At 65.0% G+C, this 18,277-nt stretch carries 18 protein-coding genes; 15 read left to right on the plus strand and 3 right to left on the minus strand.

Annotated features, from left to right (window positions below):
- Positions 1–48: 48 nt before the first annotated feature.
- Together LBW87_RS17140 and LBW87_RS17145 are read right to left on the minus strand one after the other, a co-directional pair.
- Entirely contained in the window at positions 49–1,152 is a 1,104-nt protein-coding gene (locus LBW87_RS17140; RefSeq protein ID WP_225202678.1) for a porin, read from the minus strand.
- A gap of 210 nt (positions 1,153–1,362) precedes the next feature.
- Positions 1,363–2,388, minus strand: a complete 1,026-nt coding sequence (locus tag LBW87_RS17145; protein ID WP_225202679.1) for an AraC family transcriptional regulator — start codon at positions 2,386–2,388, stop codon at positions 1,363–1,365.
- Between the two features lie 339 nt (positions 2,389–2,727).
- Between LBW87_RS17145 and andAc the strand changes: the two genes are divergently transcribed.
- The 15 genes from andAc (at position 2,728) to LBW87_RS17220 (ending at position 17,390) form a co-directional block, all read left to right on the plus strand.
- The gene (andAc, locus tag LBW87_RS17150; RefSeq protein ID WP_225202680.1) at positions 2,728–4,008 is read left to right on the plus strand and encodes an anthranilate 1,2-dioxygenase large subunit AndAc; all 1,281 of its coding nucleotides are present in this window, start codon (positions 2,728–2,730) and stop codon (positions 4,006–4,008) included.
- A 2-nt stretch (positions 4,009–4,010) separates the two neighbouring features.
- Positions 4,011–4,502 carry an anthranilate 1,2-dioxygenase small subunit AndAd gene (gene andAd / locus LBW87_RS17155; RefSeq protein WP_225202681.1) on the plus strand — a complete coding sequence of 164 codons (492 nt, stop codon included), beginning with the start codon at positions 4,011–4,013 and terminating at the stop codon, positions 4,500–4,502.
- A gap of 7 nt (positions 4,503–4,509) precedes the next feature.
- Positions 4,510–5,589: an anthranilate 1,2-dioxygenase ferredoxin subunit AndAb gene (gene andAb, locus LBW87_RS17160; protein WP_225202682.1), complete on the plus strand. Its 1,080-nt coding sequence runs from the start codon at positions 4,510–4,512 to the stop codon at positions 5,587–5,589.
- Positions 5,590–5,694: 105 nt separating this feature from the next.
- On the plus strand, positions 5,695–6,861 hold the full coding sequence (locus LBW87_RS17165; protein ID WP_225202683.1) for an ABC transporter substrate-binding protein: 1,167 nt from the start codon (positions 5,695–5,697) through the stop codon (positions 6,859–6,861).
- 16 nt (positions 6,862–6,877) lie between these two features.
- Positions 6,878–7,792: a branched-chain amino acid ABC transporter permease gene (locus tag LBW87_RS17170; RefSeq protein ID WP_225202684.1), complete on the plus strand. Its 915-nt coding sequence runs from the start codon at positions 6,878–6,880 to the stop codon at positions 7,790–7,792.
- An 8-nt stretch (positions 7,793–7,800) separates the two neighbouring features.
- Positions 7,801–8,754: a branched-chain amino acid ABC transporter permease gene (locus LBW87_RS17175; RefSeq protein WP_225202685.1), complete on the plus strand. Its 954-nt coding sequence runs from the start codon at positions 7,801–7,803 to the stop codon at positions 8,752–8,754.
- The gene (locus LBW87_RS17180; protein WP_225202686.1) at positions 8,744–9,523 is read left to right on the plus strand and encodes an ABC transporter ATP-binding protein; all 780 of its coding nucleotides are present in this window, start codon (positions 8,744–8,746) and stop codon (positions 9,521–9,523) included. The genes LBW87_RS17175 and LBW87_RS17180 overlap by 11 nt, the downstream gene beginning before the upstream one ends.
- Positions 9,520–10,230 (plus strand): ABC transporter ATP-binding protein, encoded by a 711-nt coding sequence (locus tag LBW87_RS17185; protein WP_225202687.1) that lies wholly within the window; start codon positions 9,520–9,522, stop codon positions 10,228–10,230. The genes LBW87_RS17180 and LBW87_RS17185 overlap by 4 nt, the downstream gene beginning before the upstream one ends.
- 4 nt (positions 10,231–10,234) lie before the next feature.
- Positions 10,235–11,095: an alpha/beta hydrolase gene (locus LBW87_RS17190; protein ID WP_413927655.1), complete on the plus strand. Its 861-nt coding sequence runs from the start codon at positions 10,235–10,237 to the stop codon at positions 11,093–11,095.
- A gap of 87 nt (positions 11,096–11,182) precedes the next feature.
- Positions 11,183–12,328: a PepSY-associated TM helix domain-containing protein gene (locus tag LBW87_RS17195; RefSeq protein WP_225202689.1), complete on the plus strand. Its 1,146-nt coding sequence runs from the start codon at positions 11,183–11,185 to the stop codon at positions 12,326–12,328.
- Positions 12,325–12,495, plus strand: a complete 171-nt coding sequence (locus tag LBW87_RS17200) for a hypothetical protein (RefSeq protein ID WP_225202690.1) — start codon at positions 12,325–12,327, stop codon at positions 12,493–12,495. Before LBW87_RS17195 ends, LBW87_RS17200 begins: the two co-directional genes overlap by 4 nt.
- Before the next feature lie 115 nt (positions 12,496–12,610).
- Positions 12,611–13,159, plus strand: a complete 549-nt coding sequence (locus LBW87_RS17205; protein WP_225202691.1) for a DUF2325 domain-containing protein — start codon at positions 12,611–12,613, stop codon at positions 13,157–13,159.
- A 136-nt stretch (positions 13,160–13,295) separates the two neighbouring features.
- Positions 13,296–13,817, plus strand: a complete 522-nt coding sequence (locus tag LBW87_RS17210) for a sigma-70 family RNA polymerase sigma factor (RefSeq protein WP_413927656.1) — start codon at positions 13,296–13,298, stop codon at positions 13,815–13,817.
- The gene (locus tag LBW87_RS17215; protein WP_225202693.1) at positions 13,814–14,839 is read left to right on the plus strand and encodes a FecR domain-containing protein; all 1,026 of its coding nucleotides are present in this window, start codon (positions 13,814–13,816) and stop codon (positions 14,837–14,839) included. The genes LBW87_RS17210 and LBW87_RS17215 overlap by 4 nt, the downstream gene beginning before the upstream one ends.
- 214 nt (positions 14,840–15,053) lie before the next feature.
- Positions 15,054–17,390, plus strand: a complete 2,337-nt coding sequence (locus tag LBW87_RS17220) for a TonB-dependent siderophore receptor (RefSeq protein ID WP_225202694.1) — start codon at positions 15,054–15,056, stop codon at positions 17,388–17,390.
- 3 nt (positions 17,391–17,393) lie between these two features.
- Here LBW87_RS17220 and LBW87_RS17225 read toward each other — a convergent pair whose 3' ends face one another.
- Positions 17,394–18,272 carry a hypothetical protein gene (locus LBW87_RS17225; RefSeq protein WP_225202720.1) on the minus strand — a complete coding sequence of 293 codons (879 nt, stop codon included), beginning with the start codon at positions 18,270–18,272 and terminating at the stop codon, positions 17,394–17,396.
- Positions 18,273–18,277 lie beyond the last annotated feature (5 nt).

Here is an 18,277-nt window from a genome sequence, read left to right on the forward strand (position 1 = left end):
ACCCGCCAGTGCCGTTTTTTCGTTTTTCCGCTTATCCGTTTATCGGCCTCAGAACATGTGGCGGATGCCGCCCATCACGCCGAACTGGTTGCGGCCGACGCCGACCGTGCCGCCGACATCGAGCGGGATGGCGGCAGTGCCGCCATTCTGCATATACCCCACCGACGAATAGATCGCGGTGCGCTTGGACAACGCATAGGTCAGGCGCGCCACCGACAGCGTCGACTTGTTGGCCGTGCCCTTGACGTTCAGGCGCGCGATTTCGGCGTCCAGCGTCAACTGCACGCTGATCGGGGTCGACACGCCAAGATAGTAGAGATCGGAATCGGTCTTGCCGGTGGCCGCGCGGATCTTGCGATCGATCACGCCGCCGCCCACCTTGGTCTCGCCCAGCATCACATAGCCGTTCAGGCTGACGCGCTGGTCGGTGTTGTCGCTGCTGGTGAGGCCATTGGCGGCGCCGGTATTGCCGTACATGATGTCGTAGGTCGAGGTCACGCCGTAGTTCTTGCTGTCGTAGCCGAGCAGGGCCGTGACCTGGCGGCAGGCGCGGGCATTGCCTGCGACTTCACCGCCACAGTTGGTGGCGCTGGCGCCGCCGGCCGACGAATTGTCGCGACCGAAACTGTAGGTCGCGCCCACCGTCACGCCCGAGAAGGTGCCGAGATAGCCGATCGCATTGTCGCTGCGCGCATTGGGAATGTAAGCGTCGATGCTGCTGATGGAAAAGATGTTGGGCCCCATCACATCCGACTTGGCCGTGGCCAGGTAGGTCATGTTGACCTGCCGCCCCAGCATGACCGCGCCGTAGGCGCCCTTGAGGGCGACGAAGGACTGCCGCCCGAAGATGCGGTTGCCCTGGCCCATGCCACCGGTGTCGACCGAGAAACCGGTCTCCAGTACGAACTGCGCCTGCAATCCGCCACCCAGGTCTTCGGTGCCCTTGAATCCGAGCCGCGACGGGAATGACGCTGTCAGGCTAGGCATCTTCAGCGCCGACTGTCCGGCGGCATTGGCGTTGGTGGTATAGACCACGCCGGTGTCGATGATGCCGTAGATCGCGACCTGGCTCTGCGCCATGGCCGGCTGCATGCAAAAGGCGCAGGCGAGCGCCGCCAGCAGCGCCGTGGCGCCGCACACTGATTTGTTCATTGAGTAACCCTCTGTTGATGATATTGATGGCGTTACGATGTGGCCGCGCGCCGTCTTGCCGCGACGTTGCGACCTGCGATGACAACATGCAGCAATTGTCTAGAGGATGTTAGTGAATGCGAGCCGCCGAGAATATCCGGCGCTTGCAGTAGTGCGATGCTGGTTTATCCGTTTTTTCCCGCAACGGCCTTTACCAGTAAACTATTTATATCAATTGCCGGATGACGCCTTGCCGACACGGGTAGTGACCCGCGTCTGCTTGGGCAGCTCGCCGAAGCGATCACGGTAGTAGGCCGAGAACCGTCCCAGGTGGCCGAAGCCGAACTCGAAGGCGGTGCTGGTGATGTTGGCGTCCGGTTGCGATTGCAGGCGCGCGCGCACCGCGTCCAGCCGCATGTTGCGCAGCAGGTCCATGGGCGCCATGCCATGGTGCTGGTGGCACAGCACATTGAGCGAGCGCTCGCTGACGCCGGCCGCATGGGCCAGGTCGGCCAGCGACAGCGGCGCACAGAGGCGGGCGCGGATATAGCTTTCCAGTGCATCCAGGCGTTGCAGCTTGCCGGCGCCGACGGTGTGCTGGGCCAGGTCGTCGATGGCCTGCGCGGGCGCGACCACGACATCACGCATGCCGCCGGCGACGGCCAGTTCAGAGGCCAGGAACTGCACCGCACCGCGTTCGAAATGACTGATCCACTCGCGATGCCCGGCATGACGCTCGGGCAGCGTCAGCACCCGCAGCAGCGACTGCATCAGCATGTCCCAGTGCGGCATGGCATGCTCGGGCAGCAGGAACAGGGAGGGCAGCTCGGCACAGCCGCCGACTTCGTCGAACAAGGCCAGCGGAATCTTCAGGATCAACTGCTCGGAGCCGGCTTGCCACCACAGCCGCACCTTCCGCTTTGGTGCAATCAGTGCGGTATGCCCCTGCACGATGCACACCTTGCGACCATCAGCCTCGATCTCGGCAATGCCCGACAAGGTGACGTGCACCAGCGCAAAACCATTGAACAGGTTCGGCCGCACCACCACCTCGGCGCCATACTTCAGCATGAATATCTGCAGGCGCTCGATGGGCGCCTTGAACAGCACCGTGTCGACATCGTTGCCCTTCCAGAACAGGTCGTGGTCCGACAGTTCGTTGGCGACCTGGGCGTGGCTATCCACCTTGCGCGTGGACTGAAACACGCGGTGCCGGTACAACGGCGCCAGACTCAATGAGTGGCTGAGATTCTGCATATAAGCTCTCGACGTGATTCCACCGCAAGCGGCAGGAAGGCGTTGGGGTGCCATGAAGCTGCTGAATGTTCGCTACCTGGTAGGGCAGGGATCGACGCCCTTGGCGCATCGATCGGTCGCGCTCTTCACCGGCGTGGTGCGGCGAAGGTCGCGTGGGTCTCCAATTGCAATTTTTATGCCTGTTTTCTCTGATTTTATGTGTCGGCTTGATCTTTGTCATTGCCAAATATCGAAGCTGCAAGAATCGGACAAACGACGATGGCAAGCTTGCAAGCCACGGATATTGCCGAAAAAACCCTTTCCCTATGATGGATCATCGCCAGTCATCGAGGAAAGTCCATGAACCACCCCACGCCGAACGCGTCCGTGCCTGCCGTGCCGCTGCTGCGGTTTCCGCGCACCGACGGCTCGCGCACTCCCTACAAGGTATTCAGCTCGCGCGAAGTCTACGATCTGGAACAGGAACGCATCTTCCGCGGCCCGGTCTGGAACTTCGTGGCGCTGGAAGCGGAAATCCCCAACAACGGTGACTTCAAGAGCACCTTCGTGGGCGACACTCCGGTGGTGGTCACCCGCACCGAAGACGGCACGCTGGCGGCCTGGGTCAACAAGTGTTCGCACCGTGGCGCCATGGTGTGCCGCGAGCAACGCGGCAATGCCAGTTCGCACAGTTGCGCCTATCACCAGTGGAGTTTCGACAGCCGCGGCAACTTGCTGGGCGTGCCTTTCCGGCGTGGCCAGAAGGGCATGAGCGGCATGCCCAAGGATTTCGATCCCAAATGCCATGGCCTGCGCCAGTTGCGGGTGGACAGCTATCGCGGCCTGGTCTTTGCCAGCTTCAGCGACAGCGTCGAGCCGTTGCCGGACTATCTCGGCGCCGAGATGCGGCCCTGGATCGACCGTATCTTCCACAAGCCCATCGAATACCTCGGTTGCACCCGCCAGTATTCGAAATCGAACTGGAAGCTGTATCTGGAAAACGTGAAGGATCCTTATCACGCCAGCCTGCTGCACCTGTTCCACACCACCTTCAATATCTTCCGCGTGGGCATGAAGGCGCGTTCGGTGGCCGACAAGCGACATGGCCTGCACAGCATCATCACGGCCACCAAGAACGAGGATGAAACCTCGGACGCCTACAAGCAGCAGGCAATCCGTTCCTTCGACGAAGGCTTCACGCTGGAAGATCCGTCGGTGCTGGGCCAGGTCAAGGAATTCGACGAACTGACCACCAACCATATCCAGCCGATCTTCCCGCAGCTGGTGGTGCAGCAGATCCACAACACGCTGGTGGCGCGCCAGTTGCTGCCCAAGGGGCCGGGCAACTTCGAGCTGGTGTTTCACTTCTTCGGCTATGCCGACGACACGCCCGAATTGCGTGCGCTGCGCATCAAGCAGGCCAACCTGGTGGGACCGGCCGGCTACATCTCGATGGAAGACACCGAGGCCACCGAGCTGGTCCAGCGCGGCACCGCGCGCGATCCCCAGGATTGCTCGGTGATGGACATGGCGCGCGACAACCCCGACCAGGAAGACACGTTGATTACGGAAAGCCTGATCCGCCGGTTCTGGGTCGGCTACCAGAAACTGATGGGCTTCGAAAGCATCGAGAAGGCATGAGCATGGAACAGAACAAACAGATGCAGCACATGATGCTGTGGTTCGAACTGCACCAGTTGCAGCAGGCCTACACCAGCGCGCTGGACAACGACCGGCTAGAGAGCTGGCCCGATTTCTTCACCGACGATTGCCTGTACGAGATCATCCCGCGCGAGAACGCCGATGCCGGCCTGCCGATCGGCATCATCTATTGCGACAGCAAGAAGATGCTGCGCGACCGCGTGCTGTCGCTGCGCCACGCCAATATCTTCGAGGCGCATACCTATCGCCACATGACATCCGGGCTGGTGTTTGCCTTGCAGGACGACGGATCGGTGCTGGCCGAGTCGAGCTACGTGGTGGTGCAGACGCTGCAGAACGGTGAGTCCTTCGTGTACCAGGCCGGCTGCTATCGCGACCGCCTGGTGCACACCGACGGCGGCTGGAAGTACGCGCAGAAGCGGGTGATCTACGACACCTCGCGGGTCGCCACCCTGCTGGCCACGCCGATCTGAGGCCGTCATGAGCGACTGGTTCCAGATCGGCACGGCCGACGCCTTCGGCGACGATGCGCCGACACCGGTGCACGCCGGCGGCCAACAGATCGCCATCTTCAGGCTGGGCGATGAACTGTTCGCGCTCAAGGACCTGTGCACCCACGGCAATGCGCGACTGTCGGACGGCTATGTCGAGGATGGCTGCGTCGAATGCCCGTTGCACCAGGGACTGTTCGACATCCGCAGCGGTGCGCCGCGCAGTGCGCCCATCACCGAAGCGGTGCGCTGCTTTCCGGTGCGGGTGGTGGCCGGCCAGGTCGAGGTCGAGGTCGGCACGCCTGCTGACGTCGCCGCCGGTGGCTGCACTACCTGCAACGCGCCGGCGTCGGTGACAGCCTCGGCCACCGTCACCGCCCTCACTCGCGCCGCCGCCGACGTCGCCATCATCACGTTGCAGCACGATGCCGCCATGCCGTACCGGGCGGGCCAGTATCTCGATGTATTACTGGAAAACGGCAAGCGACGCAGTTATTCGATGGCTACGCCACCTCGTGACGGCAAGCTTGAGTTGCATGTGCGTCACCTGCCAGGTGGCTTGTTTACCGATCGGGTGTTCGCGACCGAACCCCCATTGCAGGCGGGCGACACATTGATGATCGAAGGTCCCGCAGGCAGTTTCTGGCTGCGCGAGGGCGAGGCTCCCGTGATACTGCTGGCCAGTGGCACGGGATTTGCACCGGTCAAGGCGATCGTCGAACAAGCCATTGCCGACGGCAGCACGCGATCGATGCGCCTCTACTGGGGTGGCCGCACTCCACGCGATCTTTATCACGATGCGCTCTGCCGCGATTGGGCTGCGCGGCTGCCTTGGCTACAATACGAGCCGATATTGTCGGCGCCGCTCGCCACCGATAGCTGGCAAGGGCGCACCGGCCTGGTACATCAGGCGGTGATGCAGGATTTTCCAGACCTGAGTGGCCACCAGGTTTATGCTTGCGGTGCGCCGGCGATGGTGGCAGCAGCCCAGCGCGATTTCACCGAACGCTGTGGCCTGGCACCAGCGGCATTTCTGGCCGATGCTTTCCTGTCGGCCGCCGACCGCTGAACACGCCAGCGGCGATGATCGGGTCGACAGGTCGCCGGCGCAAGCCGGCGACCGATTTTTACGCATGATGGTTTTCAACCTTAACAACAACCGGGGAGTTCTGGCATGAACCGAATCACCAGCATTGCAGGCGCCGTCCTGATGGCCGCAGCCTGTGCTGCGCAAGCAGCAGAACCCATCAAGATCGGCTTCCTGACCACCTTGAGCGGCCCGGCCAGTGCGCCCGGCATCGACGAACGGGATGGTTTCATGCTGGCGCTCAAGATGTTGGGCGGCAAACTCGGCGGCGTGCCGGCCGAAGTGATTGCAGTCGATGACCAGTTCAGCCCGGATGCGGCCAAGCAGGGCGCCGACCGTCTGATCAAGCGCGAGAAGGTCGATATCCTGTCCGGCTTCGTGTATTCCAACATCCTGCTGGCCGTGGCGCCTGCGGCATTCGCCAGCAAGACCATCGTCATCAGCGCCAACGCCGCACCGGCGCAACTGGCCGGCGCCGGCTGCTCGCCGTACTTCTTCTCGACCAGCTACCAGAACGATGCCACCCACGAAGCCGCCGGCAAGCTGATCGCCGACAAGGGTTACAACCGGGTGGCGGTGATCGCGCCCAACTACCCGGCCGGCAAGGATGCCTCGGCCGGCGTGAAGCGCTTCCTCAAGAGCGCACCGGTACTGGAGCTGTTCCCCAAGCTGGGGCAACTCGACTTTGCCAGCGAACTGGCGCAGCTGCGCGCGGCCAATGTCGACGTGGTGTACTTCTTCCTGCCCGGTGGCATGGGGGTCAACTTCGTCAAACAATATGCCGCCGCCGGCATGGACCCCAAGATCACCCGCGTCATGCCTGCCTATGATGCCGACCAGCAGATGCTGTCCAACGGCGACCTGATCGACGGCGTGGCCAACACCGGTCAATGGTCCTACGATCTGCCCAACGAACAGAACCGTGCCTTCGTGGCGGCCTTCCTGAAGGAATATGGCCACCAGCCGTCGATGTTCTCGTCGCAAGCCTATGACGCGGCCATGCTGATCGACAGCGCCCTCAAGACCACCGGCGGCAAGACCGACAATCGCGAAGCGCTGATCGCCGCGCTCAAGAGCGCCAACTTCAAGTCGGTGCGCGGCAACTTCCGCTTCGCGGCCAACCACTTCCCGATCCAGAACCAGTATTCGCGGGTGGTCACCAAGGGCGCCGACGGCAAGTACGTCAACAAGTTGACCGGTACGCTGCTGACCGATCACGTCGACGTCTACGTCGGCCAGTGCAAGATGCAATGAGCCAGACGAGGCCCCCTTGTTCAATCTGATCCTCGAGCAGGTTCTCAACAGCCTGCAGTTCGGCGTCATGCTGTTTCTGATCGCCTCCGGCCTGACGCTGGTGTTCGGGGTGATGAACTTCGTCAACCTGGCGCACGGCAGCTTCTTCATGATCGGCGCCTACCTGGCGGCCGCCGTGGCCGGCCTCACCGGTTCGTTCTGGCTGGGGCTGGCGGTGGCCCTGCCGGCCTCGGCGCTGCTGGGCATGCTGCTGGAGTGGCTGGTATTTCGCCGCCTCTATCGGCGTGACCACATGACCCATGTGCTGGCCACGTTTGCGCTGATCCTGATCTGCAACGACGGGGTGCGCATGATCTGGGGGCCGCAACCGCTGCCGCTGAACATGCCGCCGGCATTTGCCGGCCCGGTGATGCTGGGCTCGCTGCCGTATTCGAGCTACCGGCTGCTGGTCATGGCGGTCGGCATGGTGGTGGCGCTGGGACTGTACCTGCTGATCAACCGTACCCGCATCGGCATGTGGGTGCGCGCCGGCGCCAACAACCTGGAGATGGTGACCGCCATGGGCATCAACATCCGGCTGCTGTTCATGCTGGTGTTCAGTTTCGGATTGGTGCTGGCGGCGCTGGCCGGCACCATGCTGGGTCCGCTGGTGGCGGTGCAGGCCGGCATGGGCGACGACGTATTGATCCTGGCGTTCGTGGTGGTGGTCATCGGCGGCATCGGCTCGATCCCGGGCGCGGCCGTGGGTGCGCTCATCGTGGGCACCGTCGACACCCTTGGACGCGGCTTGCTGCCGGCGCTGTTCTCGTTGTTCCTGGCCCCCGACGCGGCCGCCTCGATCGGCCCGGCACTGGGGTCGATGATCATCTACCTGGTCATGATCGCGGTCCTGTTCTGGCGTCCCAGCGGCTTGTTCCCCGCACGTACCTGAGGTCTTTCATGCAACGTCTGTTTCCGTTCGTGCTGCTGGCAGCCGCGTTGGTGCTGCCGCTGGCAGCGCAAGCCACCGGGCTCGATTATTACGTGGGGGTGGCCACGCGCGTGGTGATCTTTGCCATGGTCGCGTCCAGCCTCAACTTCATTCTCGGCTATGGCGGCATGGTCAGTTTCGGCCATGCCGCGTTCTTCGGGCTGGGCGCTTATGTGGCCGCCATTGCCAGCTTCCATGGCATCGAGAGCGCCTGGCTGATCTGGCTGCTGACGGCGCTGGCCAGCGCGCTGGCCGGGCTGGCGGTGGGCGCCATCGCGCTGCGCACCCGCGCCGTGTACTTCATCATGATCACCATGGCGCTGGCGCAGCTGCTGTACTACTTCTTCATCGGCCTGCGCTACTACGGCGGCGACGATGGCATCCAGATCGCGGCGCGTCCGCAGCTGGGCCTGGGGCTCGATGTCAGCACCGACAATGGCATGTACTGGCTGGCGCTGGGGTGGCTGGTGGCAAGTTGCATCGTGCTGCGACGCCTGCTCGATTCGCGCTTCGGTCTGGCGCTCAATGCGATCCGCGAGAACGAACGACGGGCCGCGGCCATCGGCTATCCGACGCTGCGCTACAAGCTGGCCGCGTTCGTGATCGCGGCCGTCATCGCCGGGCTGGCCGGCAGCCTGCTGGGCATGAACAACCTGTTCGTCAGTCCCAAGCTGCTGCACTGGTCGCATTCCGGCATGTTGCTGGTGATGGTGGCGCTGGGCGGGGTCGGCTATTTCTACGGTGGGGTGGTCGGCGCGGTGGTGTTCCTGCTGCTCGAAGAAGTGCTGTCGACCCACTTCGAATACTGGCAGATCTACGTGGGCGTGATCCTGCTGCTGATGGTGCTGGTGGCGCCGCGTGGCCTGGCGTCGCTGACGTCGCTGGGCAAACTGATCCGGGCGGAGGAAAAACATGGCGCATGAAGCCCACCCGCCGGTCGCCAGCGCACTGCGCGTGACCGGCCTCAAGAAAAGCTACGGTGGCCTGGCCGCTACTCGCGACGTGCATCTCGATATCGCCGCCGGCCATGTCCACGCCATCATCGGACCCAACGGCGCCGGCAAGACCACGCTGCTGTCGCTGCTGTCGGGCGCGCTGGCTGCCGATGGCGGCGAGATCCACCTGTTCGGTGAAGCGATGCATGCGCTGGCCGAGCAGGCGCGGGTGGCCGCAGGCCTGACGCGCTCGTTCCAGATCACCAGCGTGTTCGACCAGCTCACGGTGTTGCAGAACCTGCAGGTGGCGGCACAACGACGTCGCCACGCCAGCTATGGTTTTGGCGCCGGGCATCGGCGTGATGAGGCGTCGCGCCAGGCCGCGCTGGCGGTGGCGCAACGGGTCGGCCTGGAACCGCTGGGCGAGATGCCGGCGGCACAACTGTCGCATGCGGCGCGCCGCCGCCTGGACGTCGGCCTGGCCATCGCCTGCCAACCGCGAGTGTTGCTGATGGACGAGCCGATGGCCGGCATGGGCCCCGAGGAAACCATCGACATGATCGACCTGATCGGTTCGCTCAAGCAGGAGCTGACGGTGGTGCTGGTCGAGCACGACATGGAGGCCGTGTTTGCGCTGGCCGACCGCATCACGGTGCTGGTGCAGGGCGCAGTGCTGGCCACCGGCAGCGTCGAAGAAATCCGCCTCAATGCCGAGGTGCGCTCGGCCTACCTGGGCGAAGAGGAGCAAGCGTCATGACGAGTCTGTTGCAGGTAAAGGGCCTGGCCGGCGGCTACGGGTCCAGCCAGGTATTGTTCGGCATCGACCTGCAGGTGGAGCAGGGCGAGGTGGTCACGCTGCTGGGGCGCAACGGCATGGGCAAGACCACCACGCTGCGGTCCTTGCTGGGCCTGAACCGGCCCACGGCAGGCGAGATCCTGTTTCGCGGCCAGCCGATCCATGCGCTCAGCGCCGACGCCGTGGCCCGGCGCGGCATCGCGATCGTGCCGGAGGGCCGCCAGATCTTCAAGAACCTGAGCGTCGAGGAAAACCTGGTCGCCTTCGCGGCGCGTCGCAACGGCCATGCGTCGCCCTGGACCCTGGAACGTGTCTACCAGCAGTTTCCGCGACTGCAGGAGCGTCGCCACAACGGCGGCGGACAGCTTTCGGGGGGCGAGCAGCAGATGCTGGCCATCGGCCGGGCGCTGATGACCAATCCGCACCTGCTGATCCTGGACGAAGCCACCGAAGGGCTGGCGCCGCTGATCCGCGAAGAAATCTGGAGTTGCCTCAAGGACCTGCGCGCCTATGGCCTGACCATCATCGTGGTCGACAAGTACATCAAGCGCCTGATCGGCTTTGCCGACCGCCACACCATCCTCGAAAAGGGCCGCGTGGTGTGGCAGGGCGACTCGGCCGGGCTGGTGGCGCAACCCGAATTACTGGAACGCTACCTGAGCGTATGAGGACATGACCGTGAACGATATCGCTGCCCCCAAGCGGGTGCTCTGCCCGGTAGAGCAATCCGAGGCCGGCTACAACCTGAAGGCGGCCTTCCCCGATTTCCCGCAGGTGCTGGCGCGCTGGCAGCAAGCGACCAGCGCCATGCGCGCCGAATTGCCCGCGCAGGACGATATCGCCTATGGCGACGGCGCGCTGCAGAAGCTCGACTTCTATCCGGCGCCCGGCCCGCGACGGCCATTGCTGGTGTTCATCCACGGCGGTTACTGGCAAGGTGGCGACAAGCGCGATATCGGCTTCATCGCCGCACCCTATGTGCGCGCCGGCGTCAGCGTGGCCGTCATCAATTATTCGCTGGCGCCTGCGGCCCGCATCGAGCAGATGGTCGACGAAGTGCATGCCGCGCTGGACCTGCTGCAGCAACAGGCCGACAGCCTGGACATCGATGTCACCCGCATCTCGCTGATGGGTCATTCGGCCGGTGGGCATCTGGCAGCGCAGGTCGCCGCCGAACGGGTCGCACGCAACCAGCGGGCACTGCAGGCCGTGTTTGCCATCAGCGGCCTGTTCGACCTGGCGCCGTTGATCCCGAGTTCGCTCAATCACGCATTGGGTCTTGACGCCACGCGCGCCGACGCCCTCAGCCCGGTGCTGATGGGCGCGCCCGGCGTCACCCGCGTGCATACCATCGTCGGCCACGACGAGACGGCGCAGTTTCACCTGCAGGCGCAGGTGATCGCCAACTGCTGGCCGCAACAGGTGGTGGCCCATCACGATGTGCCGCAGACGCATCACTACACGGTGCTGTTTCCGCTGGCGCAAGCCGATAGCCCGGTATGCCGGGCGGTGTTGCAAGCGTTGCTGGACTGAGTCGAGAACCGTTCTCATCGCCTATAATCTGCGGCATCGAAAACAGATAACGGGAAGAGGGCGGCGCGCCGCACCGGGAACACCGACATGAAAAGCCAAACCCTGCGCGGCTGGTACGCCGTGCACCGCTGGACCAGCCTGGCCTGCACCGCCAACCTGCTGCTGCTGTGCATCACCGGCCTGATCCTGATCTTCCATCACGAGATCGACCACTTGCTCGAGCAAGAGCCTGCAGTGGTCAAGACGACCTCCGAGGCGCCGCGCCCGAGCCTGCAACAACTGGCCGATGCCGCATTGGCAGCCCACCCCGGCACTGCGCCCAAGTCGATCACCATGTTCGAGGACGATGGCGTGCCGATGGTCGGCGTGCGGGTTGGCGCGCCGGGCGTGGCCAGCCTGCGCGAGGGCACGTCGGTCTTCATGGACACCACCAATGGCGCCATCCGCGCGTTGTTCACGGGCGACACCTTTACCGGCTTCATTCTCAAGTTGCACGTGAACCTGTTCCTGGGGTTTCCGGGGCAGCTGTTCATTGGCGCGGTGGGGCTGGTGTTCTTCCTGAGCATGCTCAGCGGCATCGTGCTGTACGGACCGTTCATGCGCAAGCTGGCCTTCGGCCTGGTGCGCTTCGGTCGCCAGACCCGGATCGTGCAGGCCGACCTGCATAACCTGACCGGCATCGTGGTGATGGTGTGGGCGCTGGTGGTGGGCCTGACCGGCAGCTTCCTGTCGTTCTCGCCATTGATCATCGGGCTGTGGCAGAAGACCGAATTGAGCGAACTGATCCGCAACCTGCCGGCGGCGCCGCCGAAGAATCTGGTGCCGCTCGACAAGGCGCGCCGCGTGGCCGAGCTCACGGTGCCGGGCAAGGACCTGGCCTACATCTTCTATCCCGGTTCCGAGTACGCCACGCAGCGCCACTACATGGTGGTGCTGCGCGGCCATACCGAAATCGAGAAGCGGGTCTTCAACATCGTGGTGGTCGATGCCGAGACCGGCGCGCTGGCCGCCCAGCGCAGCATGCCCTGGTACATGCAGGTTTTGCTGCTGTCGGGCCCGTTCCACTTCGGCGACTACGGCGGGCTGCCGTTGAAGATATTGTGGGCGCTGCTGACCATCCTGACCACCGCCGCCACGGTGACCGGCCTGGTCATCTGGAGCCGGCGCAGCAAGACCGCCATGCGCCAGATCGACGCCACCGCCACCAACAACACGCTGAAGGAGCAGGCATGAATGGAACCTGGAGCTGGCCGCTGCTGCTGGCCTTGTCGACCGGCCTGGGACTGGCCGCAGGCATCTTTGGCGACGGCCCGTGGGACTGGTTCTGCTGGGCCGGGCTGGGGCTGCCGGTGGTGGTGGCCGGGTACAAGCTGCTGGGTGGGCGGCGACCACCCGGCTAGCGCGCTATACCCCTTTCGCCGACGCATATAAATAGCAATGGTTCTCATTTATAATCCCTTACTGCCTCGTCTCGCCGCATGAGATCACCCACGGGGCTCTGCCAGGAGATTCGTGATGACCGACCACCCGCTTGCCTTCGAACACGCCGCACTGTTACGCCATCTGGCGACCGTGCAGCGCCGCTGTGACGAGTTGCTGCAGCGTCAGGCGGCCGACATGGCCCACATGCGCGCCGAGAACATGAAGCTGCGCGCGGCCATCATCGCCCGCGACACGGCCCTGGCCTGGGCCGAGGAAGATCGCGCTGCGCTGGCCGCCGCCACCCCTGGCCTGGCCCCACGCGTAGTGCTGGCGCGCAAGGTCAGCGAACTCAGCGCCCGCCTGCAGGACCTGATGCGCGAAAGGCTGCGCCCGCCGATGAGCCAGCTCCCCGGTCGGGCGGTCGCGCCGCAAGCGGCAGGCGCCGAACTGTCGACGCTGGAGGCCAGTATCGTCGCCGCCGACCTGGTGATCTGCCAGACCGGCTGCCTCAGTCACGGCGCTTTCTGGCGGGTGCAGGATCACTGCAAACGCACCGGCAAGACCTGCGTGATGGTCGAGCAGCCAGCGACATTCCGGGTGGTGCGGATCCATCGCGATGCGGTCGCGGTGGATCAGGAATAGTTGCATTAAAAATAACTAAATGTCTCGTTTCAACGACATCTACGACGGGTCGCTTCGTTAATAAAAATCACTATCATTTATAATCCGCCTTTCACAGCCGCGTGCGATTTTGCCGTTGCGGCGCGTTGCCGAGGTGTTGAACTTGCCGACTTCCTGTGCGTCGACCGACGTCGAATCCCTCTATAGCGACCACCATTCGTGGCTGCGTGGGTGGCTCGCGCGTCGCGTCGGCAATGCAGAGCAGGCCGCCGACCTGGCGCAAGACACCTTCATGCGCCTGCTCAGCAGCGAGCGGGTGCCATCTTCCCTGGACGAACCGCGCGCCTACCTGACCACGGTGGCGCAGAACCTGGTGTCGAACCTGTGGCGCCGCGAAAAGCTCGAGAAGGCTTATCTCGATGCGCTGGGCCAGCTCCCGGTCAACCTGGCGCCGTCTCCGGAAGAACAGGCCATGGTGCTGGAGACCCTGGCCGAGCTCGACCAGTTGCTCGAAGGATTGCCGGCGATCCAGCGCAGCGCCTTCCTGTTGTCGCAACTCGATGGCCAGAGCCACGCCGAGGTCGCTGCAACGCTGGGCATCTCGATTCCCACCGTCAAGCGTTACCTGGTCAAGGCATTGCAGCGCTGCTACTTCGCCGATATCTCGTTTCTGGCATGAGGGCACCGGTCACCTGGTATCAGCCCACCGCTGACGCCGCCAACGTGCCGGCGCAGGTCGCCGAACGCGCACTGGAGTGGCTGATCGAATTGCAGAGCCAGCCGCTGCCCCCTGAAACCATCATCGAATGGACCCGCTGGCGCGCCGCGCATGACGACCACGAGCGCGCCTGGCAGCGCATCGAATCGGTACGCGGCCGTTTGCAGCCGCTGGCCGGCACGGTCAGTTCGGCGGCCGCCCAGGCAGCGCTGGCGCCGCGCGGCTCGTCGCATCGGCGCCGTATCGTCAAGACCCTGGCCGTGATGATCTTCGCCGGCGGTGGCGCCTGGGGCGTGGCCAGCAATACGCCGTGGCGCGAGTGGAGTTCGGACTATCGCACTGCCATCGGCGAACGGCGTTCGCTGGCGCTGACCGACGGCACCCAGATCATGCTCAATACCACCACCGCCCTCGATGTGCGCTATGACGTCAGCCAGCGGCGCCTGCGACTGGTCGCCGGCGAGTTGTTCGTGGCCACCGCGCAGGATGCCATGGCGCGCCCGTTCCTGGTCGAGACTGCGCATGGCACCGCCCAGGCGCTCGGCACCCGCTACAGCGTGCGCCAACTGGCGCATTCCACCGAGATCAAGGTATTCGAAGGCGCGGTGCGCATCGTGCCACGTGCGGCCGACCAGCAAGCGCTGGTGGTGCAGGCCGGACACCAGGCCAGCTTCAGCACCACCGACATCGAACCCGGCGAGCCGCTGGAAGCCAGTGCGCCGGCCTGGATCGATGGCTTTCTGATTGCGCGCAGCATGCGGCTGCACGACTTCATCGCCGAACTGGCCCGCTACAGCCGCGACAGCCTGGCCTGCGACCCGGCGATTGCCGAGTTGCGGGTATCGGGCTCGTTTCCGCTGGATGACCAGGCCAGGATACTCGAGACACTGGCCGCCACCCTCAACATCCAGGTCGAGACCCGCGAGCGTTTCCTGGGTGGGCGACGGGTGCGGGTCGGTCCAAAAGCGCTGCGACGCAGCTGACGGAAAAAATAATAAAAATAATGCCGCAAAGCTGATCCGTTTTTGCTTTTCGCGGGTCATGGTGGCGAGAACCACGTTTTCTAACCTCGCAAGGGAAGGTCGCATCTCGATGGCGCAGACAAGGGCGTGCAGGGGCTACGCATGGTCGGTCCGGCAGCGCGCAGCGTCTGCCTGTACCGTCGCGCACCTGCTGCTGGGCGTCGCGGGCTTGGCCGTGGCGCCACTGCCCGGGCTGGTCCAGGCGCAAACCACGTTGGCGCGGCCTTATGACATTGCCCCGGGCCCGCTGGAAGAAGTGCTGAGTCGCTTCGGTCACGATGCCGGCATCCTGTTGTCGTTCCGTCCGGAACTCACCGTCGGGCTCGCCAGCGGCGGCCTGCGCGGCACCTACAGCATCGAGCAGGCGCTGTCGGCGTTGCTGGCCGATAGCGGCCTCGGGGCCACACGCCAGGCCAACGGCGGCTATCTGCTGGCGCGACCCGGCAGCGATGCCGGCCAGTCCGCGCCGCTGCCACCGGTGGTGATCAACGCCAGCCCCGATCGCGATGGCCTGGCCCCGTATGCCGGCGGCCAGCTGGCGCGCGGTGGCAGCCTCGGCATCCTGGGCTCGTCCAGCATCATGGATGTGCCGTTTTCAACCCTCAACTACACCGCCACCGTGCTGCAGGACCAGCAGGCGCGCACGCTGGCCGAAGTGGTCGTCAACGATGCCTCGGTGCGCATGCTGACCTCCACCGGCGGCTTCGGCGACACCTTCCAGATCCGCGGCTACAGCCTGGCCAATGACGATGTCGGGCTCAACGGCCTGTTCGGTCTTTCCTCGGCCGGCCACATGCCGGCCGCCATCATGGAGCGGGTCGAAGTGCTGAAGGGACCGGGCACGGTGCTCAATGGCATCAGCCCCGGTGGCAGCGTCGGCGGCAGCATCAACATCGTCACCAAGCGCGCCGGCGAGACGCCCTTGACGCGCCTGACCACCAGCCTGCAAAGCCATGCCCAGGGCGGACTAGAGGCCGACGTGGGACGCCGCTTCGGCCCCGACAATGCCTGGGGCATACGGGTCAATGGCGTCTACAAGGATGGCGAGGCCGGCATCCGGGACGGCCGCCAGCAGCTGGGCGTGGGCGCGCTGGCGCTGGACTATCGCAGCCGCACCCTGCGCTGGTCGCTCGATGCGTTCAGCCAGCGCGAGGATGTCGAGAACTTCCGCCCGCAACTGGGGTTCCTGCCGGGCGTCACCGCGATCCCAGCGCCACCGCGCGCCGATAGCAACTTCTACCCCGGCACCCGGGTGCGCTTGTACGACGATGTGCTGGCGTCCCGGCTGGAAGTCGACCTGCGTCCCGAGCTGACCCTGCACGGCGCCATCGGCTACCGTAACGGCGCGTCATGGCAGAACCTGCCGACCGGCTCGGTCGACGCCGCCGGCAATGGCACGCTGCGCAATGCCTACTACGACGCCACCACCCGCACCACCACCGCCGACCTGGGCCTGCGGTTGCGCCTGCAGGGCGCCGGCGTGCGTCATGCCATCGATGCCGGCCTGACGCAGTTGCGCCAGGTGGGCGGCAACGCCTATGTGACATCGACCGATACGGCCCGTTACAGCATCTACAGTGCTGCGCCATTGCCCGCGATCACGGATGCGCGCACGGCGCCTAAAAAAGCCTACGAGATGGTGCTCACCAGCGTGACCCTGACCGACACGCTGTCGATGCTCGACGACCACTTCCGACTCTTCCTCGGCGCCCGCCAGCAGCAGGTGCGCTACGACAGCTATGACACCCAATCCGGCGTGCAGGAGTCGGCCTACCGGGCCAGCGCGCTGTCGCCGCTGCTGGGCGTGGTGATCAAGCCCGACGACGACGTCGCGCTTTATGCCAACTACACCGCCGGCCTCACGCGCGGCACCATCGTCCCCTCGGGCATGGTGAATGCTGGCGAGATCCTGCCGCCGTATCGCTCGCGCCAGCTGGAAACCGGCGTCAAGGTCGACTGGGGCCGCATGATGACCAGCGCGGCCCTGTTCCAGATCGACAATCCCAGCGCCGTCATCACGCAACTTCCGGGTACGCCGTCGGCCACCTCCTATGGCTACGATGGCCAGCAACGCAATCGCGGGCTGGAGCTGGCCGCCTATGGCGAACCAATGTCCGATGTGCGCCTGATGGCCAGCGCCACGTTCTACAACGCCCGGCTATTGCGTACCACCAACCATGCCAACGATGGCCATGTGGCCCCGGGCGTGCCACGCCGCGCCTTCAACCTGGGGGCGGATTGGGATACGCCGTGGCTGGCCGGCCTGGCGTTGAACGCGCGAGCGCTGCATACCTCGCCGGTCTATTTCAATGCCGGGAACCAGCTACGCCTGCCGGGCTGGACCCGCTTCGATATCGGGGCTCGCTACCGCACCCGCATCGGCGCGCGCCAGCTGGTCCTGCGGGCCACGGTCGAGAACCTGTTCAACCGCGATTACTGGCTGATTGCCACGCCTTACGTGACCGTCGCCGCCGCGCGCACGGTATTGCTGTCGGCTGCCGTCGATTTCTGAGCCTTAGCGCTCGGGCCGGCTCAATTCATCCACCAGTGGTGGCGGCAGGTAATGCGGGCCGTCGAAGATGGTGACGTGATAGTCGCGATACAGGTTGACCTGGGGTCGGATCTCGGCGGCGGTGGCACTGCGAAAGCCGCCGCCGACCTGGGGCCGGAAAGCCTCGGCGATGATGCGCAGGCGGCCGCTGCCGAGCCGCCGGCTCAAGACTTCGGCGTAATGCAGCGCCACCTGCGGCTGGCGCGCATAGACGCCGACGCCATCCTGGAAGAACACGCCCACGTCCGGCGGCAGCCATTTCATCAAGCCGTCGGCCAGCGCCTCCGGGCCGACATTGGCACTGTCATAGACGGTAATCCAGAGCGGACGCGGCAACTTGGCCAGCAGGGCGCCCAGACGGGGCGCCTCGGACCAGGTGGGATCGATCTCTACCGGAAAATACCAGCCGCTCACCTTCAGCGGCGTCGGCAACTTGGCCAGCTCGATGGAATCGGCCACCAGTTGCTCGATGTCGGCGCGCGCCACCTTTTCGTCAAAGCGGCCCGCCAGGCCCATGATCACCTTGCGCGCCCAGGGTTCATGCGCAATGCGGTGCCAGTCCGGCAGGTTGGGGGCGGCCGGCATGGCGCTGCCTGGCACGAAGGCCATGCCATCCACTGCGCTCCACTGCACCAGCAGCTCACGCGCACCCAGTTGATCCCAGTTGCCCCGGGGCATGGCGGTGGCATTGTCGGGTTGCCAGACCACGCCATCGACCTGCAGCGGCTCGCCCAGGCGGGCCCGGGAAGGATCACAGCCGGCGCAGGCGCCCAGCAGCAATGCCGCCCCCAGCGACAAGGCGGTCAGTAGGACGCGGCGCGCCGGGCGGCCGGCAGGTTGCATGCTGG

The sequence above is a fragment of the Herbaspirillum sp. alder98 genome (assembly GCF_020179755.1).
Lineage (GTDB): Bacteria > Pseudomonadota > Gammaproteobacteria > Burkholderiales > Burkholderiaceae_D > Herbaspirillum.

Bases quoted from the DNA above. Each gene is read 5' to 3' on its own strand.
- LBW87_RS17175 (WP_225202685.1), top strand. From the start codon at position 7,801: ATGCAACGTCTGTTTCCGTTCGTGCTGCTGGCAGCCGCGTTGGTGCTG.
- LBW87_RS17140 (WP_225202678.1), bottom strand. From the start codon at position 1,152: ATGAACAAATCAGTGTGCGGCGCCACGGCGCTGCTGGCGGCGCTCGCC.
- LBW87_RS17180 (WP_225202686.1), top strand. From the start codon at position 8,744: ATGGCGCATGAAGCCCACCCGCCGGTCGCCAGCGCACTGCGCGTGACC.
- LBW87_RS17190 (WP_413927655.1), top strand. From the start codon at position 10,235: ATGACCGTGAACGATATCGCTGCCCCCAAGCGGGTGCTCTGCCCGGTA.
- LBW87_RS17215 (WP_225202693.1), top strand. From the start codon at position 13,814: ATGAGGGCACCGGTCACCTGGTATCAGCCCACCGCTGACGCCGCCAAC.
- LBW87_RS17195 (WP_225202689.1), top strand. From the start codon at position 11,183: ATGAAAAGCCAAACCCTGCGCGGCTGGTACGCCGTGCACCGCTGGACC.
- LBW87_RS17205 (WP_225202691.1), top strand. From the start codon at position 12,611: ATGACCGACCACCCGCTTGCCTTCGAACACGCCGCACTGTTACGCCAT.
- andAc (WP_225202680.1), top strand. From the start codon at position 2,728: ATGAACCACCCCACGCCGAACGCGTCCGTGCCTGCCGTGCCGCTGCTG.
- LBW87_RS17145 (WP_225202679.1), bottom strand. From the start codon at position 2,388: ATGCAGAATCTCAGCCACTCATTGAGTCTGGCGCCGTTGTACCGGCAC.
- LBW87_RS17185 (WP_225202687.1), top strand. From the start codon at position 9,520: ATGACGAGTCTGTTGCAGGTAAAGGGCCTGGCCGGCGGCTACGGGTCC.
- LBW87_RS17165 (WP_225202683.1), top strand. From the start codon at position 5,695: ATGAACCGAATCACCAGCATTGCAGGCGCCGTCCTGATGGCCGCAGCC.
- LBW87_RS17200 (WP_225202690.1), top strand. From the start codon at position 12,325: ATGAATGGAACCTGGAGCTGGCCGCTGCTGCTGGCCTTGTCGACCGGC.
- andAd (WP_225202681.1), top strand. From the start codon at position 4,011: ATGGAACAGAACAAACAGATGCAGCACATGATGCTGTGGTTCGAACTG.
- LBW87_RS17225 (WP_225202720.1), bottom strand. From the start codon at position 18,272: ATGCAACCTGCCGGCCGCCCGGCGCGCCGCGTCCTACTGACCGCCTTG.
- andAb (WP_225202682.1), top strand. From the start codon at position 4,510: ATGAGCGACTGGTTCCAGATCGGCACGGCCGACGCCTTCGGCGACGAT.